The sequence below is a fragment of the Actinacidiphila yeochonensis CN732 genome (assembly GCF_000745345.1).
Classification (GTDB): domain Bacteria; phylum Actinomycetota; class Actinomycetes; order Streptomycetales; family Streptomycetaceae; genus Actinacidiphila; species Actinacidiphila yeochonensis.
The window spans coordinates 3078735-3104079 of sequence record NZ_JQNR01000005.1 but is presented as its reverse complement, the minus strand read 5'-3'; the positions used below and the strand labels follow the sequence as shown (position 1 = coordinate 3104079).

Here is a 25345-nt window from a genome sequence, read left to right as displayed (position 1 = left end):
CCATTGCCGCGGGGTCCTGTCGGTTCCCGTTACGGCAATGGCCTCCTCGTCACCTCTGCGTTCGGCCTGTGGACGGCCGCCCGCGTACGACCCTAGCGGGGCCGTCCGTCATTCGCCGAACGGTCGATGCCGTCCGGCAGCCAAGGTGGGGCCGGCTCAGACGCCGACGCGGAAGCGGGCGAAGCCCTTGAGGGTCACACCGGCCTCCTCCAGCACCTTCTGCACCGTCTTCTTGGAGTCCTTGGCGAAGGCCTGCTCCAGGACGACGTTCTCCTTGAAGAAGCCGTTGACGCGACCCTCGACGATGCGCGGCAGCGCGGCCTCGGGCTTGCCCTCCTCGCGGGCGGTGGCCTCGGCGACGCGGCGCTCGTTCTCGACGGTCTCCGCGGCGACGTCCTCACGGGTCAGGTAGACCGGCGCGAAGGCGGCGATGTGCTGGGCGACGTCCTTGGCGGTCTGCGCGTCGGCCTTGTCCAGCTCGACCAGGACGCCCACCTGCGGCGGCAGGTCGGGGCTGGTGCGGTGCAGGTAGGCGCTCACGAAGCCGTTGGTGAACTGCGCGAAGCGGTCCAGCACGATCTTCTCGCCGAGGGTGGCGTTGGCCTCGTCCACGAACGCCTGGACGGTCTGGCCGGCGTTGATCTCGGAGGCGAGCAGCGTGGCGATGTCGGCCGGCTTGGTGGCGGCGACGTGCGCGGCGATCGCGTCGGCGACGGCCACGAACTTGTCACCCTTGGCGACGAAGTCGGTCTCGCACTTGAGCTCGACGAGCACGCCCTCGCTGTTGTCCTCGGCGATCAGGGCGACGACGGCGCCGTTGGAGGCCGAGCGGCCCTCGCGCTTCGTCACGCCCTTCTGGCCCTTGACGCGGAGGATCTCGACGGCCTTGTCCAGGTCGCCTTCGGCCTCGGTGAGGGCGTTCTTGCAGTCCATCATGCCCGCGGCGGTCAGCTCGCGGAGCTTCTTGACGTCGGCGGCGGTGAAGTTCGCCATGGCTTTGAGTCTCTTCCCGAATGGTCGGTGGGTCTACGGGTGGACGGCGGGGGCACACAGGCCCCCGCCGTCGTCACGCGTGGTACTGCCGGGTGCCGTCCGGCGGACGCCGGGGCGCCTGTGGCAGGCGCCCCGCGGGCCGCGGTCGGCTCCGGGTCAGCTCTGCGCCGCGTCGCCCTCGGCCGGGGTCTCGCCCTCGGCGGGGGTCTCGTCCGCAGCGGCGGTCTCGTCCGCGGCGGGGGCGGCGGCCTCGGCCGGAGCCTCAGCGGCAGGAGCCTCGGCAGCGGCGGTCTCGCCCTCCGACTCGGCCTTCTTCTCGCCCTCGAGCAGGTCGCGCTCCCACTCGGCGAGCGGCTCGGCGACGCCCTCGGTCTTCTTGTCGCCCACCGCGGCGCCGGAACGGGCGATGAGGCCCTCGGCGACGGCGTCCGCGATCACGCGGGTCAGCAGCGTGACGGAGCGGATCGCGTCGTCGTTGCCCGGGATCTTGTAGTCGACCTCGTCGGGGTCGCAGTTGGTGTCGAGGATCGCGACGACCGGGATGCGGAGCTTGCGCGCCTCACCGACGGCGATGTGCTCCTTCTTGGTGTCGACGATCCAGACCGCGCTGGGCACCTTCTGCATCTCGCGGATGCCGCCCAGGGTCTTCTCCAGCTTGTCCTTCTCGCGGGAGAGGACCAGGAGCTCCTTCTTGGTCAGGCCGGAGGCGGCCACGTCCTCGAAGTCGATCTCCTCAAGCTCCTTCAGGCGCTGGAGGCGCTTGTAGACGGTCGAGAAGTTGGTGAGCATGCCGCCCAGCCAGCGCTGGTTGACGTAGGGCATGCCGACGCGGGACGCCTGCTCGGCGATCGCCTCCTGCGCCTGCTTCTTGGTACCGACGAACATGATGGAGCCGCCGTGCGCGACGGTCTCCTTGACGAACTCGTAGGCGCGGTCGATGTACGACAGCGACTGGAGCAGGTCGATGATGTAGATGCCGTTGCGCTCGGTGAAGATGAAGCGCTTCATCTTCGGGTTCCAGCGGCGGGTCTGGTGCCCGAAGTGGACGCCGCTCTCCAGCAGCTCCCGCATCGTGACGACGGCCATGGCCGTACTCCTTGGGTTCTCGGTTGTCGCGGCCGCCGGACGGCGGTCGCGCCTGACGCCCCGGCGCGCCGTTCCACGAGGGACCGAGGGGCGCGGCCACCGACCCGGAACCGTCGGTCCGGACCAGATGGCGGGGCGTGCGAAGTCGACCCGGTGACCCGGATCGCCGTTGAAAGTGTACGGGACCGCCGGAGCGCCGGGCGACACTCGGACTCCGGCCCAGGTCCGCCCAGCTCTGTCCGGTCATGCCCGCCCAGCTCTGCCCGGGCCTGCCCGGGTTCGCCCGAGCCCCCGGACGCGGACGCGGACACGGACAGGAAACAGGACGCGGCAGGAGAGGACATGCGGCTGCCTCGGCTGCTCCGGACGGGGTACGGCACCGCCGCGGGACCGCAGGCGGCGACATGCTCGGCGGAGTTATCCACAGGTCGCGGACCAAGATCATCGCGAGGTGGCCGCGCGGGGCCATGGTGGAGGCATGGCGATCACGATGGCGTGGTGGATGGTGGCGGCGGCCCTGCTGGCCGCCGCGGCGGGTTCGGGCTCGGCACAGCCGGCAGGGCCGGCAGGGCCCGTAGCACTGACGGGGCCGACGGGGCTGATGGAACCGTACGGACGGATCGTGCGCGGGATGCCGTCGGGGACGGCCGGGGCACCGGACACGGGGGGCCGTCCCGGGTGGAGCGAGGGCACGGAGGTCGGTGCCGGGCCGTCGGCCGGCGGCGGGTTTCCAGGGAGTCGGGTGGATGGCGGCGTCGACGTGCCGTCTTCGGCCGGGGCGGGTCCGCCCGCCGGGAGCCCCGCGGGTGCGTCGTCGAACGCGGGTCGGGGGTGTGCCGGTGCGCCCGGACCGGGGGCGCGCTGCTGGCCTGTCGCCGGGGCGGGGCCGCGCGGTCGGCCGCTGGTGCTGCGCGGGTTCGCGCCGCCGGTAACCGTCTGGGGCGCGGGGCACCGCGGTGTCGACCTGCGGGCGGGGCGGGGGGCGGCGGTGCGCGCGGTCGCGGCGGGCGAGGTGGCCTTCACCGGCGACGTCGCCGGAGTTCCCGTGGTCGTCGTCGCCCTGCCGGGCGGCCTGCGCACGACGTACGAGCCGGTGCGGGGCACGCTCCCGGTCGGTGCCCGGGTCGCGGCAGGCGACCGCGTCGGGGTGGCCGCACCGGGTGGGCTGCCGCACTGCCCGGGGAGCTGCCTGCACTGGGGGCTGCTGCGCGGCGACCTCTACCTGGACCCGTTGTCGCTGCTGCCGGCGTCGCTGCGCCGGTCGGCACCGTCACGACTGCTGCCGCTGGACGGTCCGCCCGCCGGATCCGTGGGCGGGCCGGTGGACCCCGGGGCGGGGGCGGCGCGGGCGGGGCCGGCGTCCGGGGCGTGACATCGCGGACGCGGGAGCGGGACAGGGGCGGTCGAGCCCTGGGCGGCGAAGCTGGGGGAGGCTCAGCGCGGCGGCGCTGGGAACGCGGCGGCCGTCAGAGCGTGACGCCGTGCAGGGCCATGGCGACGGCCGCCTCCACGACGGTCCCGGGCTCCTCTGCCGCGCCGAGCTCGATCCGTCGGACTGCCGCGTCCACCACGCCCTGGAGGAGCATCGCGGTCAGTCTCGGCTGGGCGTGGCCGAGCCCGGCGAGGGCGGCGACCAGCATCGTGACCAGGCCCCCGTGCGCGGCCCGGATCTTCTCGCGCGCGCCCGCGTCGAGCTCGCCGGCGGAGATGGCCACCACGGCGCGGTGGCGGCCGTCGCCGACCAGGGTGAGCTGGGTGCGGACGTACGCCTCGATCTTCGCGGCGGGCGTGGCGGCGTCCCGCATGGCGGCCTCGACCTCGGCAGCCCACACCGGGAAGTCGACGGCGCACAGTTCCTCGACGACGGCGGCCCGGGAGCGGAAGTACTCGTAGACCGAGGAGCGGGCGAGTCCGGTGCGTTCGGCGAGGGCGGGGAAGGTGAGGGCTTCCGTTCCGCCCTCGGCGAGCAGGGCTCGGGCGGCGTCCAGCAGGGCGCGGCGCTGCATCGTTCGGTGCTCGGCCACCGAGGCCGCACGGATTCTCGGCATCCCACCACTGTAGACAGTCCCGTTCAGCGGGCTTCCATATCTGCCAGCTTGGCACGGAGTTGGAGGACTGACTTGGTGTGGATCTGGCTGACCCGGCTCTCGGTGACGCCCAGTACCTGGCCGATCTCGGCGAGGGTGAGGCCCTCGTAGTAGTAGAGGGTGACCACGGTCTTCTCCCGGTCGGGGAGGGTGTTCACGGCGCGGGCGAGCAGCCGGCGCAGCTCGCGGTCCTCGGCGACCTCGACGGGGTCGTCGGCACCGGTGTCCTCAAGGGTGTCGACGAGGCTGAGCCGGCCCCCGCCCTCGCTGCCGGCGTGCAGGAGTTCCTCCAACGCCACCACGTTGGCCAGGGACAGGGCGCTGAAGACCCCGTGCAGTTCCTCCAGTCCGACGCCGAGTTCCGCGGCCACCTCCGGCTCGCTGGGGGTGCGCCGCAGCCTCGCCTCCAGCGTGGCGTAGGCGCGCTCCACCGCCCGGGCCTTCTGCCGCACGGAACGCGGAATCCAGTCCAGGGCCCGCAACTCGTCGATCATCGCGCCGCGGATGCGGGTGATGGCGTAGGTCTCGAACTTGATCTCGCGGTCCGGGTCGAACTTCTCGATCGCGTCGATCAGACCGAAGACCCCGGAGGAGACGAAGTCGGCCTGCTCGACGTTGGCCGGGAGCCCCACGCTCACCCGCCCCGCGACGTACTTCACCAGCGGGGAGTAGTGGAGGATCAACTGCTCGCGCAGTCGCGGGTCGCCCGTCGCCTTGTAGGTCCGCCACACGGTGTCGAGCGAGGTGGGCGCGGCGGTGCGGGGAGCGGCCGGGGCGGTGGTCACTGCCGTCGCCCGTCGGGACCCGGGGGTGTGCTGTGGCATACGTCCTGGTGCGCCGTTCTGCCGTGATGGGAGCGGGGAGTCGAGCCTCCGCGAGCGTAGCGTGACCATAGTGTCGCTTACAGCTACGGCGTCCGTGTGGGACATGCGCAGATACGTTCCTCTACGGGTGGGGGTGGAGCGGGCCGCCGCCCGGCCCGCCGCCTTCGGGCGGCACCGGACGGAGCGTGAGGGCAATAATGCGCCGCCTTGTGCGCCCTCGCGGTCCGCCCCGCGGACGCCCCAGGTCACACGGGCGTCGTGTCACCTGATGGTGTGCTCATGGCGTCAACCCGCTCATCATCCCGGCCGTCCCCGTGCGGTACGGACCAAGCACCATCGGCCGTCCTCCCTGGCCACGAAGCCGAGTGCCTGCAACTCGTGCAGCCGCGCCAGCGTGTCGGTCTCCGTGGTGCCGGCGGACTCGGCGATGTGGTGCTCGTCGGCGTGGCCACGGGCGGGCATCGCCTCCAGCACCCGGGCCGCCCCGGGACGGAGCCGGTCCCTCGGCAGCACCGGCCCGCGTCGTTCGGGTGCGAGATCCGCGCCGATCCGCCCCACCAGCTCGACGACCTCGGCCGCGTCGGTGACGATGGCCGCTCCCCCCGTGCGCAGCAGTTCGTGCACGCCTTCGGAGTGGCCGCTGGTGCACGGGCCGGGCACGCCCATGGTGATCCGGCCGAGTCCGGCCGCCCGCCGTGCCGTGATCAGTGAACCGCTGCGGTACCGAGCCTCCACCACCACGGTGCCGCGGGTGAGGGCGGCGATGACCCGGTTGCGCAGCACGAACCGCCACCGTGTCGGATGCGTGCCCGGCGGCAGTTCGGTGACCACCAGTCCCCGTTCGGCCAGAGCGTCGATGAGCCGGGTGTTCCCCGGCGGGTAGGCGACGTCCACGCCGTTGGCGAGCACGCCGACGGTGGCCCCGCCGGCCCCGAGCACCGCCGTGTGCACCGCCCCGTCGACGCCGTACGCCGCCCCCGAGACCACCACCCAGCCGGCGCCGGCGAGCCCCGCGCCGAGCCGGACGGCCATGTAGTGCCCGTAGTCGGTGCAGTTCCGTGAGCCGACCACCGCCACAGAGCGCAGCGCCCACAGGCGCAGTGAGGGCCGCCCGCGCACCCACAGCCCGAACGGGCGCTGCGCGCCGAGGTCGTCGAGCTGGCCGGGCCACTCCCCGTCACCGGGGCAGAGGAACCTGCCGCCCGCGCGGTGGACCGCTGTCAGGTCGGCCACCGGATCGGCGTCCGCGGCCCGCAGGGCGTACCGCCTGGTCCGCTCCGGGCCGGCCCCCGGCAACCGCCGGCCCGAGCGCAGCGCGGAGACGGTGTCGCGGAGCCCGCGCTCCGCCAGGGCACGCCCCACCACCTCGTCCCCCGGATCGGCCACCCGGGTCAGCAGCGCCCGTGCCAGGCGCTCCTCCGACGGCACCGCAGCGCGCACGCCCTCCCGGCCCTCCCCCGCAGGCTCGATCTCCCGGACGGGTCCCGGCGGCAGGACGCCCTCATCGCCCTCCGCGACCCCGTCGCCCCCGTCGCCCCCGGATCCGCCGAACACGGCGCCGCCCTCGTACCCGGCGCGCAGCACCTCCTCCTCCGTCCGCCCGGCACCGGCGGCGGCTCGCCACCCGGCGCCACCGCCACCGGACGCCCGCCCGCCGGCCAGGCCCCGCCGAGCGCTCTCCCGCTTCCCGGGTCCGCACCCGGCGGCGGAGCCGCCCCTCCCCCGTCGGCCGCCTCCGGCCCGCCCGCACCGGAGCCGCCGGGCGCGCGGTCGCCACCTGGAGCGCCGGCGGGGACTGCGCGCCCGGCGGTGCCCGTCCCGGGAACGGGGCTCGTCCGAGGCGCGCTCCCGGTGCCGTCCATGCCCGGCGGTGGGCCTTCGCCCTGCCGGACTCCGCCGCCGAGGGGTTCCATGCCCGTCATACGCCGCCTCCCGCCATGAGCGCGCCGCGGCCCACGCCGGTGCGCAGTTGGAGGGCGAGCCGCACCTGGTCCTCGCCGGGGCGGTCGCAGCCAGCCAGATCCGCCAGCGTCCAGGCCACCCGCAGCACCCGGTCGAGGCCGCGGGCGGTGAGCAGGCCCCGCTCCATGTCGCGTTCGACAGCGCGCAGGGCGCCCGGCTCGACCTGCCAGCGGGTACGCAGCTCATGGCCGGGCACCTCGCTGTTGAGCCGCCAGGGCGTGGCCGCGTAGCGGGCCGCGGACCGCTCGCGGGCCTGGCGCACCCGGGCGGCGACGACCGCGGAGGGCTCGCCGGCGCTTCGGGAGGGGCCGAGGAGCTCGGCCCGGCCGACCGGTTCGACCTCCACCCGCAGGTCCACCCGGTCCAGCAGGGGCCCGGACAGCCGGCTCTGGTAGCGGCGGACCGCGGCCTGGGTGCACTCGCACCCGAGGCCCGCCGAAAACCGCCCGCAGGGACAGGGGTTGGCCGCCAGGATCAGGGTGAAGCGGGCGGGCAGCCGCATCACCCCCGACGCGCGGGCCACCACCACGTGGCCGGACTCCAGCGGCTGGCGCAGCGCCTCCAGGGCATGGACGCTGAACTCGGCGGCCTCGTCGAGAAAGAGCACCCCGTTGTGGGCGAGGGAGACCGCGCCCGGCCGGGGCAGCCCGCTGCCGCCCCCGACGAGGGAGGGCATGGTGGCGGAGTGGTGCGGGGCGCAGTAGGGAGCGGTGTCGACCAGCGGGCGGCCGGGCGGGAGGATTCCGGCGACGGAGTGGACGGCCGTGACCTCCAGCGACTCCTGTCGGGTCAGCGGCGGCAGGATGCCCGGCAGGCGCTGGGCCAGCATGGTCTTGCCGGCTCCTGGCGGGCCCTTGAGGAAGAGGTGGTGGCCCCCCGCCGCCGCCACCTCGATGGCGGTCCGGGCCGCCAACTGCCCGGAGACGTCGGCGAGGTCGGGTACATGCGCCGACGCCCGGTCCGCCCCGCCGCCACGGGCCAGGCCGGTACCCGCGCCGCCGCCGGGCAGGAGGAGGCCCGCCCCCATCGGGTCCGGCCTCCCGGCCGGCTCGGCGCTCTCCGCGGCCTCCTCCGGGACCGGCTCGCCGGCCAGTACGGCGATCAGCTGCCGCAGGCTGCGCACCCCGAGGACGGCGACGCCGGGGACGAGGGCCGCCTCGGCCACGGTCCGCTCGGGCACCACCACGTGGCGGTAGCCGGCCTCGGACGCGGCCAGCACAGCCGGCAGCACGCCCCGCACCGGCCGCACCCGCCCGTCGAGGCCCAGCTCTCCGATCATCATCACGTCGGCGATGGCCGACGGCGGGATCCGCTCGTTGGCGGCGAGTACGGCACACGCGACACCGAGATCGAAGCCCGAGCCCGCCTTGGGCACGGAGGCGGGGCTGAGTCCGACGGTGAGCTTCTTCTGCGGCCATGTCTCACCGCTGTTGACGATGGCGGCGCGGACCCGGTCGCGGCTCTCCACCAGGCTCTTGTCCGGCAACCCGACCAGGGTGAACGCGGCCACCCCCGGCTCCAGGTCGGCCTGGACCTCGACCACCACGCCCTCGACGCCGACCAGGGCGACCGAGCACGTCCGGGCGAAGGCCATCACGCCACCCCCCGCGCGTGCTCCACCCGGGGCGCGCCCCGGTCGGGCAGGGTGACGCCGATGAGGTCGATCCGGACCCCGCCCGGCGGGGCTCCGCCGTGTTCGGCGATCCAGCGCTCGGCGAGCGAGCGCAGCCGCGCCGTCTTCGCCGGGGTCAGCGCCGCCATGGGCGGCTGGTAGGACCCCTCACGGCGGGTCTTCACCTCGCAGACGACCAGAGCCTCACCCTCGGCCGCGAGGATGTCGATCTCGCCGCTGCGACCGGCCCGCCAGTTCCGGGCCAGGACGCGCAGCCCCGCCTCGCTCAACTTCCGGGCCGCCACGTCCTCGCCGTAGCGCCCGAGCGCACCGCGTGCGTTCATGAGTACCACCTCCGTCACCGACTGTGACAGAGATGGTGCTCACGAAGATGATCTTGAAGCGGAGCCTGTGGATAACTTTTCGTCCGCCCGACCGCCCGCTCGACCGGAGCGGCCGGTCACCTGCCCTTCCGACCCTCCCGACCCCGCCGGAAGGGCTCCGGGCAACGGACCGGGCAACCGGGCGGGAGCGCCGTTATCCGCTGAAGCCCGACTCGTCCGACGGCAGGTCGAGGTCGGATTTGTTGAGCTCCTCGATGTTCACGTCCTTGAAGGTGAGGACGCGCACCTGTTTGACGAAGCGGGCCGGCCGGTACATGTCCCACACCCACGCGTCAGCCATGCTGACCTCGAAGAAGACCTCCCCCTGGACCGAGTGCACCTGCATTTCGTAGTCATTGGTGAGGTAGAAACGCCGCTCGGTCTCGATCACGTACTTGAACAGGCCGACGACGTCGCGGTACTCCCGGTAGAGCTTCAGCTCCATCTCGGTCTCGTATTTTTCGAGGTCCTCCGCGCTCATGGCATGTTCCCCTTCAGCCGTACGTGACCCCATTGTGCGCTACGGCGGCACCCTGGGAGCCGCACACCGCCGTATCGGGCCCCCTGTCAGGCGGCGAGGTCGGTCCCCTGTCCGGGCGGCCTGCCGACCGCCGGCCCGGCCCTCGCGGGCGGCCCGACCGCGGACGACCGAGACGCCGGAACTCGGGCGCCGGAGCCAGACCGGATGCGGGAGCCAGACCGGACGTCAGGGCTCCGGCGTCAGAGCTCGGGCCCCGACCCCGCTCAGCGGCGCCGCAGCAGCTTGACGGCCGGCTCGTAGGCCGCGCCGCCCAGTATCAGCACCGCTCCGGCCACCACCATGGCCGCCAGCCACGGCAGCGGGCCGCCGCCCGCGGCGCCGCCTCCGGGCAGCCGGTCGAAGGCCGAGGTGCGCGAGGCCAGGCCCGCCTGGCCGAGCGGCCAGGCGGTGGCCTCCACCCGGCCGCGCACGTCCGAGGCGGGCACCGAGCCGTGCTCCGCGTCGTCGAGGTGGACCCGCGAGTCCTGCGAGACCGGCCGGTTGTCACCGAGCAGGAAGAGCCCGCCGTGCGGCACCGTGGTGCTGAAGCGGCTCACGGAGGCCGCGCCGCCGCCGAGGTAGGACTCGGAGACGGGCTTGCCGTCGACGGTCATCCGGCCCTGCGTGTCGCAGCAGGCGACGGTGTCCCCGCCCACCCCGATGACGCGCTTCACCTCGGGCAGGTCGCCCCACAGCGGGTCCTTGAAGACCACCACGTCGCCGCGGTGCACCTCGGAGCCGGAGACCTTCCTCGCCAGCACCTTGGCGCCGGGCGCGATGGCGGGGCGCATGGAGTCCGTCGGCACCGTGTAGGGCCGGTAGACCAGCGCCGCCCAGACGAACCCGCCCAGGAAGAGCACGCAGCCCAGCGCGACGGCGGCACCGGACAGCCGGTGCCCCAGCCGCCCCCGCGCCGGGTGTGTCGGAGTGCTGGTACTACTGGTGCTCGCGACGCTCATGGACCGGCACCCTACCCGTCGGTACCCGCCCCGGTCAGCCCTTCTCGCCCTCCGTGCCTGCGGGGCCGTCCGCCGGAGCGACGGGCCGCGCGACCTCTTCCGGACGCAGCAGCCAGCGGCGGCGCATCATGACCAGCGGCACCGCGCCGGCCAGTCCGGCGGCCGCGGGGGCGACGGTGCCGGCCGCGTTGATGCCGGGCTGGGAGAACGTGCTCGGGATGCCCAGCCAGTCCCAGCGGTTGATGGGCCACGCCACGACGATGGCCCGGCCGACGACCTGCTTGTCGGACACCGTTCCGTCGGTGTGCTTGCCGTCGACGATCTCGTCCATGTGGTAGCGGGAGTCCAGGGAGTCCTGGCGGTGGTCGCCCATCACCCAGATCCGGCCCTTGGGCACGTGCACCGTGAACGGCCGGTCCGCGCTGCACGGCGTGTTGCCGGGATAGACGTAGGGCTCGTTGAGCGCCTTGCCGTTGACCATCACCGGGCCGGTGCCCTTGCAGCTGACGGTGTCGCCACCGACGCCGATGACCCGCTTGATCAGGTCCTTCTCCTCGGCCGAGGGCATCAGGCCGATGAAGCTGAGGCTCTTCTGCAGGCCGCGCACCACCGGGTTGCTGCTCGGCGGCGGGTTCTCCGGGAGCCAGTTGCCCGGGTCGTGGAAGACGACGACCTCGCCGCGGGTCGGCTCGGAGCCGAACCACGGGGTGAGCTTGTCGACCAGGACCCGGTCACCCACCTGGAGGGTGTTCTGCATCGAGTCGGACGGGATGGAGAACGCCTGTACGAGGAAGGTCTTGATCACCAGCGCGAGCACCAGGGCGATGACCACCAGCAGCGGCAGCTCCTTCCAGAAGGAGCGCTGCTTGTTCTCTTCCGGCCCGACCCGGGTGCTGCCCGAGTCGTCGCCGTCGCCGCCGCCACCACCGCTGCCGCCGTCACCGCCGCCGGGCCCGCCCGGACCGCCGCCCGCCGGGTCGTGGCGGTGAGCGCCCTCGGATTCCATGCCGCCGACCTCCTCCGGCCGGGTGGTCGGTGGCGGCACGTGGCCCGGCTGGTACGCCTGGTCGTAGCCGGCCTCGGCCGCCTGACCGTACGCCTGCCCGTACTCCTGACCGTAGCCGCCGCCCGCGGGTGCCGCGTAGCCGCTCGCGGCGGGGCCGTGGCCGTTGTCACCCGTCCGGCCGTAGGACGCGGTCCCGGCCTGGCCGTACTCCGCGTCGTACCCCTGCGGATACCCGTAGCCGCCGCCCGCACTCTGGTACGGGCCCGCGCCGCCGCCCGCGCCGGGGACCATGCCATCGGTCTGAGTCCCGTCCGCGGGGGGCACCGAGCCCTCCCCCTTCTCGGGCTCGCCGGAACCGGACCGTGCGCCGACCACTAGGTCCCCCACATCCACTCCTCAGTCGATTTCCTCGCCCGCGCCGCGACCGGCGCAGGCCCACCATTCCCATAACGAGCGGAAGTTCCCCAGGAGTCGGCAGTTGGTCCGTCCTTTGACCGCCAACGGTCGCGCCGGCCCCGGCGGAAGGGCCGACGCTGCCCACCATAGCCGTACTGGCTGTACCGCCCGGTCCTGTCGCGCCCGCCGCGCCAGGCGGCGGCACCGAGGAGTACGCGGGCGGCTCCCTCAACCGCTGCCAGTGGCCCAGCGGCCAGGCGACGGCGAAGGCCCGGCCGACCACCAGACTCTCCGGCACCGTACCGTCGGTGTGCTCGCCGTCCAGTAGCTGGCCCATGTGGAAGCGGGAGTCCGCGGAGTCCGATCGGTGGTCGCCCATCACCCACAGGTGCCCCTTCGGCACGTGGACGGTGAAGCGGATCTGCGAGGGCGGGTTGCCGGGGTAGAGGTAGGGCTCGTCGAGCGGCTCCCCGTTGACCGTGAGGCGGCCTTCCCGATCGCAGCAGACCACGGTGTCGCCGCCGACCCCGACGACCCGCTTGATCAGGTCCTGCTCCCCCGAGGCGGGCAGCAGCCCGATGAAGGCGAATGCCTGCTTGAGCTGCTTGACGACGACCGGGGCGGGCGCCGGTGCCGGCTCGCCGGAGAGCCAGCCCCCGGGATCCTTGAAGACGACCACGTCACCGCGGTGCGGCTCGGACCCGAACCACGGGGTGAGCTTGTCGACCAGCACCCGGTCGCCGATCCGGACGGTCTGCTCCATGGAGCCCGAGGGGATCACGAACGCCTGGACCAGGAACGTCTTCAGCACCAGGGCGATGGCCAGGGCCAGCAGCGCCAGCAGCGGCACCTCCCTGGCGAGCGAGGTCCGGCGGCGGCGCCTGACCTTCCGGGCCAGCCGGCGGCGCTCGGCCCGGGTGGTGGGGGCGGGCCGCGCGGGCGGTTCCCGCGTCCCGCGCGGCCGGCCCCGGTTACCCATGGCCGCCGGCCGGCGGCGCGGGGACGTCCGCGAAGGCGGCTGGGCGGCGCAACCGGGTCCAGCGGCCGACCGGCCAGGCGATCCACTCCGCGCGGCCGATGACCTCGTCCACCGGTACGGTGCCGCCGCCCGGGTCGCCCAGGTGGGCGCGGGAGTCGGCGGAGTCGTCCCGGTGGTCGCCCATGACCCACAGCCGGCCGGGGGGCACGATGATGTCGAACGGCGTCCGGGAGGGCACGTCCCCGGGGTACAGGTAGGGCTCGTCGATGGCCTTGCCGTTGACGAGGATGCGTCCCTGGGTGTCGCAGCAGCGGATGTGGTCGCCGCCGACGCCGATCACCCGTTTGACGTAGTCGGTGCCACTGCTCGTGGTGAACGAGTCCTTGCCGTCGAAGACGATCACGTCCCCGCGTTCGGGTGTGCCGCCGAAGTGGTAGGCGAGCCTGTCGACCAGGACCCGGTCGCCGACCTTCAGGGTGTTCTCCATCGAGGAGCTGGGCACCTGGAAGGGCTCGACGACGAAGTGGCCGACCAGCAGCAGTACGGCGCAGCAGGCGAGCGCGGCCAGCAGGGTGCCGCGCCAGTCGGCCCACCAGAGGGCCAGCGCGTCCCCCAGAACAGCAGAACGCGACCGCTCCTCCGGGTCCGCCTGGTGGTCGGCCGGGGAGGGGTCGCGTTCTGAGGTCACATCGCTGTCCATCGGGGCGGAAGCTTATACGGCCCGCCCCAAGGAGAGGTCAAGCGCTCAGCGCTCGCGCTTCTCCTTGATCTTCGCGGCCTTGCCGCGCAGCTCACGCAGGTAGTACAGCTTGGCGCGGCGGACGTCGCCGCGGGTGACGACCTCGATCTTCTCGACGATCGGGGTGTGCACCGGGAAGGTGCGCTCCACGCCGACGGAGAAGCTGACCTTGCGGACCGTGAAGGTCTCGCTGACGCCGGCGCCCTGGCGGCGGATGACGACGCCCTTGAACTGCTGCACACGGGAGCGGTTGCCCTCGATGACGCGCACGTGGACGTTGACGGTGTCGCCGGGGCGGAAGACCGGGACGTCGGTACGCAGGCTGGCGTCCTTGACGCCTTCGAGCAGGTTGGCCATGGTCGTTCGTTTCACTTCCTCGCCGATGCCACAGGTCATCGACGGCGGTCATACCGGGCGGGCGTCCTTGGGACGCGGCTCGGTCGCGAATGGAGGGTACTGCGGTGCTGCGGCGTCCGGTGCGGTCGGCGTCGTTCCCCCTGTGGCAGGGGCGCGGAGCCGTACGGGCCGCAGCGGGTCATTCTTCCACGGCGTCGGGGTTGCGCCCAAATCGGCCGTCGGGTCCGGGTTGCCAGCCCAGGATGGAGAGCATCTCGCGGTCCTTGCGGTCGAAGGCGGCCGGGTCGGCCCGCTCGATCAGGTCCGGGCGGTGGGCGGCGGTGCGGCGGAACGCCTCGTCGCGGCGCCAGCGGGCGATCCTGCCGTGGTGGCCGCTGAGCAGCACCTCGGGGATGTCGCGGCCGCGCCACACCGGGGGCTTGGTGTAGACCGGGCCCTCCAGGAGGTCGGCCATGGCCCCGGGCGCGAAGGAGTCGTCGGCGTGCGAGGCGGCGTTGCCCAGGACCCCGGGCAGCAGCCGCGCCACGGCCTCGGTGACGACCAGGACCGCGGCCTCGCCCCCGGCCAGCACGTAGTCGCCGATGGAGACCTCGTACACCGGCATGCGGGTGGCGTACTCCGCCGTCACCCGGGAGTCGATGCCCTCGTAGCGGGCGGGGGCGAACACCAGCCAGGGCCGGGCGGAGAGCTCGACCGCCAGGGCCTGGGTGAACGGACGGCCGCTGGGCGTGGGCACCACCAGGGCGGGCTGGGACGCGCCCTGCTCGTAGCCGTCGGCGAGGGTGTCGTCGAGGGCCTCGCCCCAGGGGCCGGTCATCATCACCATGCCGGGGCCGCCACCGTAGGGCGTGTCGTCCACGGTGTTGTGCCGGTCGTGTGCCCAGGAGCGCAGGTCGTGCACCCGGACGTCGAGGCGTCCGGTGCTGCGGGCCTTGCCGACCAGGGAGACGTTCAGCGGTTCGAGGTACTCGGGGAAGATCGTGACGACGTCGATCCGCATGTCAGGAGCCGTCCTCGACATCCGCGGCGGCCTTGCCGTCGGCGTCCGCCGTCCCGTCCTGGGCCGTGCCGGAGTCCTGGCGAGGCGCCTCGTCGCGGGAGCCGGCGACCTCGGCCGCGGCGTCGTCGAGCAGCCCAGGAGGGGGGTCGATGACGGCCCGCTGCTCCTCCAGGTCGATCTCGGGCACGATCTCGGCGACGAAGGGCACCAGCACCTCGCCGCCGTCGGGGCGCCGCACCACGAGGAGATCGTGGTAGGGCAGGTGGGAGATCTCGGCGATCCGTCCGACCTCGCGGCCGTCGACGGTCACGACGTCGAGGTCGACGAGCTGGTGGTCGTAGAACTCCTCGGGGTCCTCGGGGGTCTCCTCCGGGTCGACCTCGGCGATGAGGAGGGTGCCGCGCAGCGCCTCGGCGCCGTTGCGGTCGGTGACACCCTCGAAGCGCAGCATCAGCCGGCCGCTGTGGACCCGGCCGGTGGCGATGGTGAGCGGCCCGGTGGAGGCGGGGTCGGTGGCGAGGACGGCTCCGGGGGCGAGCCGCAGTTCCGGCTCGTCGGTGCGCACATCGACGCTGACCTCGCCCTTGATGCCGTGGGCGCGGCCGATCCGGCCGACTACGAGCTGCACGGGTGGTTCAACTCCCGGTGTGGAGGAGGCGGATGGGAGGAGGCCCGGAGGGCCGGGAGCCGGTGGGGCGCGTCGGCGCCGTCCGGGACGGCCCGGCTCGGCGAGACGTCGGCGGAGCCCCGCCAGGTCCCGAGGGGCCCGGCGGGGCGTCCGGCGTGCGGCCCGGTGGGCCCAGACGCGTCCGGGCCGGAGGCGAAGCCGCCTCCGGCCCGGACGTGAAGAAGCTGGCGACCGTCAGCGCACCTGGTCGACGTCGACCAGGTCGACGCGGACACCCCGCCCGCCGAGCGCGCCGACGACGGTGCGCAGAGCACGCGCCGTCCGGCCGTTGCGCCCGATCACCTTGCCGAGGTCGTCGGGGTGGACCCGGACCTCCAGCACGCTGCCGCGGCGCAGGGTGCGCATGTCGACCTGCACATCGTCGGGGTTGTCGACGATGCCCTTCACCAGGTGCTCAAGGGCCTCCTCAAGCACGCTCAGGCCTCGGTGGACTCGGCCGGGGCGGCAGCCTCGGCGTCCTCGGCCTTCTTCTCAGCCTTGTCGGCCTTCTTCGCCTTCGGGGTGATCGCCTCGCCCTTGGGCTCGTCGGCGGTGTCCTTGGCAGCGGCCTCGAACAGCGCGCGCTTGTCGGCCTTCGGCTCCGGCTGGAGCAGCGGGGCCGGCGCGGGCTCGCCCTTGAACTTCTGCCAGTCGCCGGTGAGCTTCAGGATCGCGAGGACCGGCTCCGTCGGCTGGGCGCCGACCGAGAGCCAGTGCTGCGCGCGCTCGGAGTCGACCTGGATGAGCGAGGGGTTCTGCACCGGGTGGTACAGGCCGATCTCCTCGATCGCCCGGCCGTCACGGCGGGTGCGAGCGTCGGCGACGATGATGCGGTAGTGAGGCGAACGGATCTTGCCCAGACGCTTCAGCTTGATCTTGACTGCCACGGGAGTGGGTTCTCCTGGTGTTGACGTGTTTGGGCGTGCCGAAGCCCACGTGGGGTTGTGGGAGGCGGTGCCCGGTGGACGCGTCAGCCGAAGGAGAGAGGGTTCCTGCACGGCTGTCGAGTTCTCAGCTGACCATAATGCCACAGTCAGCCGACACCCACGACCTCGGGGATGCGGAAGGGCTGGCCGCAGGCACCGCACATGATGGGCGCCTGCGCCAGCACCGAGGGCACCACGCGCACGTTGCGCCCGCAGTCGCAGACCGCCTTGACGCGCACCCCGCCACCGGACGACCCGTGGCGGGCGGCCGGCCCGCGGAAGGAGCGGCCGGTGTCGGCACTGGTGGCGGCGGTGTGCGCCTTGAGGGCCCGCTGGAGGCGTTCGATGGTGGAGCGGTAGCGCTTACGGGTGTCCGGGCGCATCACGACGAGTGAGAAGCCGCTGCTGGGATGCGGCTCGTCGGCGTGGTCGAGGCCCATCTCGTCGGCGATCGCCAGGAAGCGGCGGTTGTGGTAGCGGCCCGCCCGCGAGGTGTCGCGGATACCGCGGGCGGCGGCGATTCCGTGGACGGCCTCGTGCAGCAGGCGTTCGAAGGAGAGCTCGGTCCCGCAGGCGGACGAGGACTCTCCGATCAGTGACTCCGGGGCGGCCAGATCGGGCAGTTCGGGGTGGTGCCGTTGGATATCGGCCCAGGCGACTGCAAGCTCGGCGGCGAGGACAGGTGGTGTCGTGCTCACGACGTGACAACGAGCAGGGCGGCGCTGGTGTTCCGATTCCGGGCTAGCCCATTTAATTTGCACTGATCGGTCAGTTCCGGATCGATGCGCATGGATACGCATGACGAAGGGCGGGTGCGGAGGGACCGGAGGAAACTCCTGAGATCCCAGCACACCCGCCCCAATCAGGGATGATCCCCGACAAGCCGTGGCGTATGCGGTTGTTCGGCGCGAGCGGCCCGTTTCCCGGCACCGCTCGCACCCGGCCGCGGCCGGCCGGGTGCGAGCGGTCCGGTCGCGGACCGTCCGGTCTCAGTAGGCGCGGGCCACGATCGCCAGCGCGCCGGGCTCGTCGTCGGACTGCGGGACGGAGCCGTCGGCGGCGACCAGGCAGCGCACGGAGACGCCCTGCTCGGCGAGCTTGGCCTCACCCTCGGGGCCGAGGTCGGCCCACGGGATGCGGGCCCAGCCGGTGGCGGCGGCCTCCGCGGCCTCCTCGATGGTGGCCACGTCGACCGTCCGCGCCAGCCGCCGGTCGCTGGACTCCCGCAGCAGCTGCGCCTGGTCCTCCTCCAGCACCTTGGGCAGCAGGCCGGCCAGCGCGTCGAGCTCCACCGGCGCCTTGCCGCCCGGAATGCGGCGGGCGAGCATCGCGGTGCCCGACTCCAGGTCGCGCGGACCGATCTCGACCCGCACCGGGACGCCCTTGAGCTCCCAGTCCACGGCACGCCGCCCGAAGGGGGTGTCGGTGCGGTCGTCGACGACCACCCGCAGACCCGCCTCGCGCAGCTTCTCACCGACCTCCTGGACCTTGGCCACCACGGCGTCGTCGCCCTTGATCGCCAGCACCACGACCTGGACGTGCGCCAACTGCGGCGGGACCCGCAGGCCGTTGTCGTCGCCGTGCATCATCACCAGGGCGCCGATCATCCGCGTCGTGCTGCCCCAGGACGTCTGCCACACGTGCTCCTGGGCGCCGTCCTTGGACAGGTAGGAGGTGTTGAACGCCTTGGCGAAGTTCTGGCCGAGCTCGTGGCTGGTGCCCAGCTGGAGCGCCTTGCCGTCGCCCATCATGCCCTCAAGGGTGAGGGTGTTGGTGGCTCCGGCGAACCGCTCCTTGGCGGTCTTGCGGCCCAGCACCACGTCCATCGCCAGGACGTTCCGCATGAAGTCCGCGTAGACGTCGCGCTGGATGCGGGAGGCGAACTCGCGCGCGTCCTGCTCGGTGGCGTGCGCGGTGTGGCCCTCCTGCCACAGGAACTCGGTGGTGCGCAGGAACAGCCGCGGGCGCAGCTCCCAGCGGACCACGTTGGCCCACTGGTTGATCAGCAGCGGCAGGTCGCGGTAGCTCTGCACCCACTTGGAGAAGTACTCGTTGATGATCGTCTCGGAGGTGGGCCGGACGACGATCGGCTCCTCCAGCTCCTTGCCGCCGCCGTGGGTGACGACCGCCAGCTCCGGCGCGAAGCCCTCCACGTGCTCGGCCTCGCGCGTCAGGTACGACTGCGGGATGAAGAGCGGGAAGTAGGCGTTCTGCGCGCCGACGCCCTTGATCCGCGCGTCCATGTCGGCCTGCATCCGCTCCCACAGGCCGTATCCGTACGGCCTGATCACCATGGTGCCGCGGACCGGGCCGTTGTCGGCGAGTTCGGCCTTGTTGATCAGGTCCTGGTACCAGCGCGGGAAGTCGTCCGCCTGGGGGGTGAGAACGGGAGCCTTTGCCATGGGGTGATGGTACGGCCCGGCGCCGCCGCAGCGTGAATCGGTCCGTCCCCTGATGTGCCCCCGGGGGGCCGGACGGCGGGTAACACCGCCGTAGCGGGAAGTTCACGAGAACGCTCCACGCGCCCTCTGGACGGGCGGCCGGTTCCGGAGTTCTCTGGCTTTCGGGACGAGTGCGGCGCGCACGAGACCTCCGTGGCTGCCCCGCACCCGCAACCCCAGGCGTACGAACGGCGATCCCGTCAGCTGTTGGGGGCTTTCATGGCACCTACGCTCCATCGCGGACCGAGGCCCGGCACGGAGGCCAGGACACGGGACTGGGCGGAGATTCAGGAGCGGATGCTGGTCCCGCTCTACGAGACGGTCTACGACCGGCTGGAGGTCGGCTCCCGGACCCGGCTGCTCGGCCTGGGCTGCGGGACCGGACTGGCCCTGCTCCTCGCGGCGTCCCGGGGCGCCCGGGTCACCGGCTGCGACACCGACACGGGACGGCTGGCGCTGGCCCGGGAGCGCCTCGCGCTGCGCGGCGGCCCGGGCCAGCCCGGCGCGCCCGGCTGCTGGCCCGCGAGGCGCCGGACGATCTGGCGCGGGTGCTCTCCCCGGAGGGCGGGGAGGCCGCGCCGGGCGGTTACGACGTGATCACCGCCTTCGATCCGGCGGCCCCGACCGAGGAGCTCGGCCCGGAGCTGGCCTCGGCGGTCCGCGCGGCGCCCCCGGGCAGCGCGGTGGTGCTGGCCGGCTGGGGCCCGCCGGAGCGGTGCGCGACCGCCCGCGTGCTGGAGGTGGCCACCAGGCTGGCCGAGCCGCGCGGCGCCACGGCGCCCGCGCCGCGGCTGAGCGGCCGCGACGACCTGGAGGACGTGGCGCGCCGGGCGGGCCTGCGGCCGGACGGCTCGGGGCGGGTGTCGTGCCCCTTCGGCTACCCGGACCTGGCCAGCGCGGTGCGCGGGCTGCTGTCCACCGGGCTGTTCGACGCGGCGGTCGCGGCGACCGACGACCACCAGGTCGACAAGGAGATCGCCGAGGCCCTGCACCCCTACCGGCGCCCCGACGGCTCGGTGCGGATGGAGAACGTCTTCCGGTACCTGATAGCCCGCCCGGCGGGCTCCCCGGCGCGGGCGGTGAGCCGGCCGCAGCGGGCGTACGAGGCCGCTTGAGCTCCTGGCGCGTCCCGGCGGCGTCGGGGGCGGGAGCCCGAGGCACCGGGATGCCTCAGGCGCCTCAGGGCACCCCGCATAGATCGCTGAACCACCTATGGGGTCCTCCCCTTCCGCCACCTATAGGCGGGCGGGGGCCGGTCCTACGGTTGGCGGCAGGAAGGGCCCGGTGTGCGACCGCCGGGCGGCGGCCCGGGTATTCGGTGGCCGGGGCCCGGCGGTTCGGCCAGGATGACCGCATGCCCCTCGCCACGCCCGGCGGCTCCGCGCCGCTGCTCCCCGGTACCCCGGTCCTCGTCCGCCTGGTCAAGGCCGGGCGGGAGAAGGTCGGTTACGACGCCGAGGTAGTGGCGGACGACGGGGGGCGGGTGACCGTCACCGCGCCCTGGTCGCTGCCGGAGGCGCGGGACTTCGGCTTCACGGTGTTCGCGCCCGGGGACGTCTTCACCGAGCACTACTGGCGGGACCGCTGGTATGCCGTCAAGGAGGTCAGGACCGCCGGCGGCGAGCTGAAGGGCTGGTACTGCGACGTGACGCGCCCGGTCGTCGTCGACGGCGGCGTGCTCGTCTCCGAGGACCTGGACCTCGACCTGTGGGTGTCGGCCGACGGTACGGACGTACGGCGACTGGACGAGGACGAGTTCGCGGCCAGCGGCCTCTCCGCGCGGGACCCGGAAGCGGCCGGGAACGCGGTGCGCGCGCTGGACGCGCTGGAGCGGGCCGCGCTCGGCGCCGGGGGGCTGGAGCAGCTCACCCGCTGACCCGCGCGCGGCTCGCCCCGGCTGGACCGGCCGGCGGTCCGAACTCGGCGGCCCGGTTCGGGCGCGGCCCCGCTGAACGCCACGGCGCCCCCGGTCCCGACGCGGGACCGGGGGCGCCGTCCACGCGGACGGACCGGCCATCGGTGCGGACGGGCCGACCGGCGCGGAGGCTCCGGCCGGCCGCCCGACGCGTCCCGCTCAGCCCATGAACTTCTTGAAGTCGTCGGGCAGCTCGAAGTCCTTGCCGCCCGGCAGGCCGAACGGGCTGCCGCCCTCGCCGTCGGCCGCGTTCTGCTGCTGCTCGCGGCGGGCGGCGGCGGCCTCCTCCTCGGCCTTGCGCTTCAGCGGGTTGCCGCTCTGGCGCCGGCCCTTGGCCTGCTTCTGCTGCTTCTTCTGCTTGCCCGCGCCGCCCATGCCCGGCATCCCGGGCATCCCCGGCATGCCGCCGCCCTGTGCCATCCGCGACATCATCTTGCGGGCCTCGAAGAACCGCTCCACCAGGTTCTTCACCGCGCTGACCTCGACGCCCGAGCCGCGCGCGATGCGGGCGCGGCGGGAGCCGTTGATGATGTGCGGGTCGGCGCGCTCGCCCGGGGTCATGGACTTGATGATCGCGGCGGTGCGGTCGACGTCGCGCTCGTCCAGGCTGTTGATCTGGTCGCGGATCTGCCCCATGCCCGGCAGCATGCCGAGGATCTTGGAGAGCGAGCCCATCTTGCGGACCTGCTCCATCTGGGACAGGAAGTCGTCGAGCGTGAACTCCTTGGGGCCCTTGGCGAGCTTGGCCGCCATCTTCTCGGCCTCGGCGCGGTCGAGCGTCTGCTCGGCCTGCTCGATCAGCGTGAGCATGTCGCCCATCCCGAGGATGCGCGAGGCCATCCGGTCGGGGTGGAAGGCGTCGAAGTCGTCGAGCTTCTCGCCGTTCGACGCGAACATGATCTGCTTGCCGGTCACGTGCGCGATCGACAGGGCGGCGCCGCCGCGCGCGTCGCCGTCGAGCTTGGAGAGCACCACGCCGTCGAAGCCGACGCCGTCGCGGAACGCCTCCGCGGTGTTCACCGCGTCCTGGCCGATCATCGCGTCGACGACGAACAGGATCTCGTCCGGCCGCACGGCGTCGCGGATGTCCGCGGCCTGCCGCATCATCTCCTGGTCGATGCCCAGCCGGCCCGCGGTGTCGACGACGACCACGTCGTACTGCTGCGTCCTGGCGTAGGCGATCGAGTCCTGCGCGACCTTCACCGGGTCGCCCACGCCGTTGCCCGGCTCGGGCGCGAAGACCGCGACGCCGGCCCGCTCGGCGACGACCGACAGCTGGTTGACCGCGTTGGGGCGCTGGAGGTCGCAGGCGACCAGCAGCGGGGTGTGGCCCTGCTTCTTCAGCCACTGGCCGAGCTTGCCGGCCAGGGTGGTCTTGCCGGCGCCCTGGAGGCCGGCGAGCATGATCACGGTCGGCGGCTGCTTGGCGAACCGCAGCCGCCGGGTCTCGCCGCCCAGGATCTGCACGAGCTCCTGGTCGACGATCTTGATCACTTGCTGGCCGGGGTTGAGCGCCTTGGAGACCTCCGCACCGAGCGCCCGCTGCTTGACGTTCGCGATGAAGGCCCGGACGACCGGGAGCGCGACGTCGGCTTCCAGCAGCGCGATACGGATCTCCCGCGCTGTGGCGTCGACGTCCGCTTCGGTCAGACGCCCTTTGCCTCGCAGGCTCTTGAAGGTGTCCGCAAGGCGATCGGAAAGGGTATCGAACACGGTGGTCGCAGATCCTCGGTGTCGGGGGCGGGGACGATCGCCTTCCAGAGTATCCGGCCGGGCAGGCAGGGCGTCCCTGCCCGTCGGAATCACCGCAGGCCGCAGGAGAACCCGCGGGGCGCGGGAAACGGCGGCCGACGGTCCCGGTGGACCGCCGGGCCGGTGGGCCGTCCCCCGCCCGCTCCGGGAACGCCCGTTCAACGATCACCCGCCCGTACGGTCACGGCTCAGCGCAGGGCCGCCTCCACCTGCCGGGCCACCTCTGCCGCCCGGTCGGCGGGCAGCGGGTCGCCGTCCTTGCCGACGACGTAGAAGGCGTCGACGGCGTTCGCGCCCAGGGTGGAGATGCGGGCCGAGCGGACGGTGACGGCGGCGGCGGTCAGCGCCAGGCCGATGCGGTGCAGCAGCCCGGGGGCGTCGTGCGCGCGGACCTCCAGGACGGTGGCGGTCTGCGAGGTGTGGCCGGGGGCCACGGTGACCCGGGGCGGGGGCGGGGTGATGCCGCGCCGCCGGGGGTAGGCGGCCTCCCGCTCGGCCAGCCGCGCCTCGATGTCCAGGGAGCCGTCGAAGGCCCGGGCGAGGTCGGCGCGCAGCCGCCCGGCCTCCGGGAGCGCCCCGTACTCCGCGGCGACCCGCCAGTTCAGCAGCGCGACGGGACCGATCCCGGCCGGATCGACGGCCCGCAGGTCGGCGGCGCGCACGGTGAGCCGGTGCAGCGCCAGCACGCCAGCGGCCTGCGCCACCAGGCCGGGCCGGTCGGGCACGGCCAGCAGCAGTTCGACGCCCAGCGCCCCGCCGCCCGCCGCCTCCCCACCGTCCGCCGCCTCCGCGGCGGCGCCGGCCTCCGTCGCGCCCCCGGCCGGCTCCGTACCGGCGGGCGGCGCCGCGGGCGGCTCGGCGCGGGCCCGCAGGGAGAGCACCGGGCCGCCGGTACGGGCGGCTTCCACGGCGAGCCGCTCCTCCTCCGCGGTGGGGTCCGGGTCGGTGTTGTCGGGGAGCTGCCCGGTGTCCAGGGCGCCGGCCACGCGGACCACGAGGTCGGCGAGCAGGGAGGCCCGCCAGGTGCTCCAGGCCGCCGGACCGGTGGCCAGGGCGTCCGCCTCGGTGAGCGCGGCGAGCAGTTCCAGCGTTGCGGTGTCGCGGACCGCCTCGGCGACGGTCCGGATGGTCTCGGGGTCGTCCAGGTCGCGCCGGGTGGCGGTCTCGATCAGCAGCAGGTGGTGGCGGACCAGCAGGGCGAGGGTCTCGGTGTCGGCGGGGCCGAAGCCGATCCGGGCGCCCAGGTCGCGGGCGATGACCTCGCCGGCCTCGCTGTGGTCGCCGGGCCAGCCCTTGCCCATGTCGTGCAGGAGCGCGGCGGTCAGCAGCAGGTCGGGGCGGCCCACCCGGCGGGTGAGGGCGGAGGCGCGCACGGCGGTCTCCACCAGGTGCCGGTCGACGGTGAAGCGGTGCACGGCGTTGCGCTGCGGGCGGCAGCGCACCCGCTCCCAGTCGGGGATGAGCCGGGTGACCAGGCCCTCGGCCTCCAGCGCCTCCCATACGGGGACAGCGGCCTCGCCCGCGCCGAGCAGGGTGACGAGCTGTTCGCGGGCCTCGGCCGGCCAGGGGGACGGCAGCGGGCGGGCGGCGGCGGCCAGCCGCCGCACGGCGTGCGGCGAAAGCGGCAGGCCGGCCTGGGCCGCCGCCGCCGCGGCCCGCAGCGGCAGGACGGGGTCGCGCTCGGGCCTGGCGGTCAGCGCGAGGACCGCCTCGCCCTCCAACTCCACCACGCCCTCGGCGAGCGGCACCCGCTCGGGTCCGGAGGAGGCGGCGGCCGGGGCGACGGACCGGGCGGCGCGGCCGAGGCCCAGCAGGCGGCGGCGCGGGCGGCTGCCTCGGGCCCGCAGCACCCGGGCCACCTCGCGCCAGGTGACGTCGCTGGCGTAGGTGATGCGGCGGGCCGCCTCGTAGACCTGGCGCAGCAGCGCGTCGGCGTCGAGCAGGCCCAGGGCGGCGGCGATCTGGTCCTGCTCCTGGAGGGCGAGCCGGTCGGTGGCGCGGCCGGTGACCAGGTGGAGGGCGTCGCGGGTGTCCAGGAGCTGGTTGCGGGCCTCCTCCAGGCCCTCCCGGGGTGCGTCGGCCAGCCAGGAGGCGGCCACGGCGCGCAGCGCGGTGGCGTCCCGCAGGCCGCCGCGGGCTTCCTTGAGGTCGGGTTCGAGGAGGTAGGACAGCTCGCCCTGGCGTTCGGCGCGCTCGGCGCACAGCTCGCGCAGCGCGGGCAGCCGGTCGGCGGCCCGGTTGCGCCAGTCGGCGAGGACGGCGCTGCGCAGCCGGGAGGTGAGGGAGCCGTCGCCGGCCAGGTGGCGGGCGTCGAGCAGGCCGAGGTTGACCTTGAGGTCCTCGGCGGCGGCGCGGCGGGCCTCGTCGGGGGTGCGTACCGAGTGGTCCAGGGCGAGGCCGAGGTCCCAGACGGGGTACCAGAGGCGGTCGGCCAGGGCGGCGACACCGTCGGAGCCCCGGCCGGTGTGCAGCAGGAGCAGGTCGAGGTCGCTGCGCGGGGAGAGCTCGCCGCGGCCGTACCCGCCCACGGCGGCCAGCGCCCAGCCGGTGGCGCCGGTGTCGGCTGCGGCGTGGGCGGCCAGGCCGGCCAGCCACCGGTCGGTGAGCGCCGACAGGGCGGCACGGCGCGGCGGCCCGGGCCGCGCCTCCTCGGTGAGCAGGTGCAGCCGGGCCGCCGCGTAGCTGTGGCCTTGCCCTTCGACGCTGTCGGTCACTCGTTCTCCGCTGGTTGTCGGTTCGCC

23 protein-coding genes and 1 pseudogene are annotated in these 25345 nt (G+C 74.0%); 3 read left to right on the top strand and 21 right to left on the bottom strand.

Features of this window, described 5'->3' with window-relative positions:
* Positions 1 to 156 precede the first annotated feature (156 nt).
* Entirely contained in the window at positions 157 to 993 is an 837-nt protein-coding gene (gene tsf / locus BS72_RS24950; protein ID WP_037913748.1) for a translation elongation factor Ts, read from the bottom strand.
* A gap of 156 nt (positions 994 to 1149) precedes the next feature.
* Positions 1150 to 2079: a 30S ribosomal protein S2 gene (gene rpsB, locus BS72_RS24945; protein WP_037913746.1), complete on the bottom strand. Its 930-nt coding sequence runs from the start codon at positions 2077 to 2079 to the stop codon at positions 1150 to 1152.
* 904 nt (positions 2080 to 2983) lie between these two features.
* On the opposite strand from rpsB, the gene BS72_RS38750 reads away from it, so the two are divergent.
* A complete protein-coding gene (locus BS72_RS38750; RefSeq protein ID WP_063836131.1) occupies positions 2984 to 3451 on the top strand; it encodes a peptidoglycan DD-metalloendopeptidase family protein in 468 nt (155 codons plus the stop codon).
* Positions 3452 to 3545: 94 nt separating this feature from the next.
* On the opposite strand, the gene BS72_RS24935 is transcribed toward BS72_RS38750, so the two are convergent.
* From BS72_RS24935 to proS, 17 genes are all read right to left on the bottom strand, one after another.
* A complete protein-coding gene (locus tag BS72_RS24935) occupies positions 3546 to 4085 on the bottom strand; it encodes a TetR/AcrR family transcriptional regulator (protein WP_037917527.1) in 540 nt (179 codons plus the stop codon).
* A gap of 65 nt (positions 4086 to 4150) precedes the next feature.
* Positions 4151 to 4990 (bottom strand): RNA polymerase sigma factor WhiG, encoded by an 840-nt coding sequence (gene whiG, locus BS72_RS24930; protein ID WP_037913743.1) that lies wholly within the window; start codon positions 4988 to 4990, stop codon positions 4151 to 4153.
* 297 nt (positions 4991 to 5287) lie between these two features.
* Positions 5288 to 6571, bottom strand: a complete 1284-nt coding sequence (dprA, locus tag BS72_RS24925; RefSeq protein ID WP_407639058.1) for a DNA-processing protein DprA — start codon at positions 6569 to 6571, stop codon at positions 5288 to 5290.
* 337 nt (positions 6572 to 6908) lie between these two features.
* Positions 6909 to 8546 (bottom strand): YifB family Mg chelatase-like AAA ATPase, encoded by a 1638-nt coding sequence (locus BS72_RS24920; protein ID WP_037913742.1) that lies wholly within the window; start codon positions 8544 to 8546, stop codon positions 6909 to 6911.
* A complete protein-coding gene (locus BS72_RS24915; protein WP_037913739.1) occupies positions 8546 to 8908 on the bottom strand; it encodes a YraN family protein in 363 nt (120 codons plus the stop codon). Before BS72_RS24915 ends, BS72_RS24920 begins: the two co-directional genes overlap by 1 nt.
* Positions 8909 to 9101: 193 nt before the next feature.
* The gene (locus tag BS72_RS24910) at positions 9102 to 9428 is read right to left on the bottom strand and encodes a DUF2469 domain-containing protein (protein WP_037913736.1); all 327 of its coding nucleotides are present in this window, start codon (positions 9426 to 9428) and stop codon (positions 9102 to 9104) included.
* A gap of 263 nt (positions 9429 to 9691) precedes the next feature.
* The gene (lepB, locus tag BS72_RS24905) at positions 9692 to 10426 is read right to left on the bottom strand and encodes a signal peptidase I (RefSeq protein WP_037913734.1); all 735 of its coding nucleotides are present in this window, start codon (positions 10424 to 10426) and stop codon (positions 9692 to 9694) included.
* A gap of 34 nt (positions 10427 to 10460) precedes the next feature.
* Entirely contained in the window at positions 10461 to 11432 is a 972-nt protein-coding gene (gene lepB, locus BS72_RS24900) for a signal peptidase I (protein ID WP_078901908.1), read from the bottom strand.
* 166 nt (positions 11433 to 11598) lie between these two features.
* Positions 11599 to 12807, bottom strand: a complete 1209-nt coding sequence (gene lepB, locus BS72_RS24895) for a signal peptidase I (protein WP_078901608.1) — start codon at positions 12805 to 12807, stop codon at positions 11599 to 11601.
* The gene (gene lepB, locus BS72_RS24890) at positions 12800 to 13507 is read right to left on the bottom strand and encodes a signal peptidase I (RefSeq protein ID WP_037913733.1); all 708 of its coding nucleotides are present in this window, start codon (positions 13505 to 13507) and stop codon (positions 12800 to 12802) included. The genes lepB (BS72_RS24895) and lepB (BS72_RS24890) overlap by 8 nt, the downstream gene beginning before the upstream one ends.
* Before the next feature lie 45 nt (positions 13508 to 13552).
* Positions 13553 to 13903 carry a 50S ribosomal protein L19 gene (gene rplS / locus BS72_RS24885; protein ID WP_037913732.1) on the bottom strand — a complete coding sequence of 117 codons (351 nt, stop codon included), beginning with the start codon at positions 13901 to 13903 and terminating at the stop codon, positions 13553 to 13555.
* Between the two features lie 178 nt (positions 13904 to 14081).
* Complete coding sequence (gene trmD, locus BS72_RS24880) at positions 14082 to 14903, bottom strand: tRNA (guanosine(37)-N1)-methyltransferase TrmD (protein WP_037913730.1); 822 nt, start codon at positions 14901 to 14903, stop codon at positions 14082 to 14084.
* 1 nt (position 14904) lies between these two features.
* On the bottom strand, positions 14905 to 15531 hold the full coding sequence (gene rimM / locus BS72_RS24875) for a ribosome maturation factor RimM (protein ID WP_051951641.1): 627 nt from the start codon (positions 15529 to 15531) through the stop codon (positions 14905 to 14907).
* Positions 15532 to 15765: 234 nt separating this feature from the next.
* Positions 15766 to 16005 (bottom strand): RNA-binding protein, encoded by a 240-nt coding sequence (locus BS72_RS24870; protein WP_037913728.1) that lies wholly within the window; start codon positions 16003 to 16005, stop codon positions 15766 to 15768.
* A gap of 2 nt (positions 16006 to 16007) precedes the next feature.
* Positions 16008 to 16457, bottom strand: a complete 450-nt coding sequence (gene rpsP, locus BS72_RS24865) for a 30S ribosomal protein S16 (protein WP_037913726.1) — start codon at positions 16455 to 16457, stop codon at positions 16008 to 16010.
* Positions 16458 to 16603: 146 nt separating this feature from the next.
* Positions 16604 to 17194 (bottom strand): hypothetical protein, encoded by a 591-nt coding sequence (locus BS72_RS24860; RefSeq protein WP_037913725.1) that lies wholly within the window; start codon positions 17192 to 17194, stop codon positions 16604 to 16606.
* Positions 17195 to 17485: 291 nt separating this feature from the next.
* Positions 17486 to 18898: a proline--tRNA ligase gene (gene proS, locus BS72_RS24855; RefSeq protein WP_037913722.1), complete on the bottom strand. Its 1413-nt coding sequence runs from the start codon at positions 18896 to 18898 to the stop codon at positions 17486 to 17488.
* A 258-nt stretch (positions 18899 to 19156) separates the two neighbouring features.
* Here proS and BS72_RS37490 point away from each other — a divergent pair.
* Together BS72_RS37490 and BS72_RS24845 are read left to right on the top strand one after the other, a co-directional pair.
* Positions 19157 to 20052 (top strand): annotated as a pseudogene (locus BS72_RS37490) (methyltransferase domain-containing protein).
* A gap of 239 nt (positions 20053 to 20291) precedes the next feature.
* The gene (locus tag BS72_RS24845) at positions 20292 to 20813 is read left to right on the top strand and encodes a DUF402 domain-containing protein (RefSeq protein ID WP_051951639.1); all 522 of its coding nucleotides are present in this window, start codon (positions 20292 to 20294) and stop codon (positions 20811 to 20813) included.
* Positions 20814 to 21011: 198 nt separating this feature from the next.
* Here the strand turns inward: BS72_RS24845 and ffh are convergent, their stop codons facing one another.
* Positions 21012 to 22565, bottom strand: a complete 1554-nt coding sequence (gene ffh, locus BS72_RS24840) for a signal recognition particle protein (RefSeq protein ID WP_037913719.1) — start codon at positions 22563 to 22565, stop codon at positions 21012 to 21014.
* A gap of 227 nt (positions 22566 to 22792) precedes the next feature.
* Entirely contained in the window at positions 22793 to 25318 is a 2526-nt protein-coding gene (locus tag BS72_RS24835) for a [protein-PII] uridylyltransferase (RefSeq protein WP_037913717.1), read from the bottom strand.
* Between the last annotated feature and the right edge of the window lie 27 nt (positions 25319 to 25345).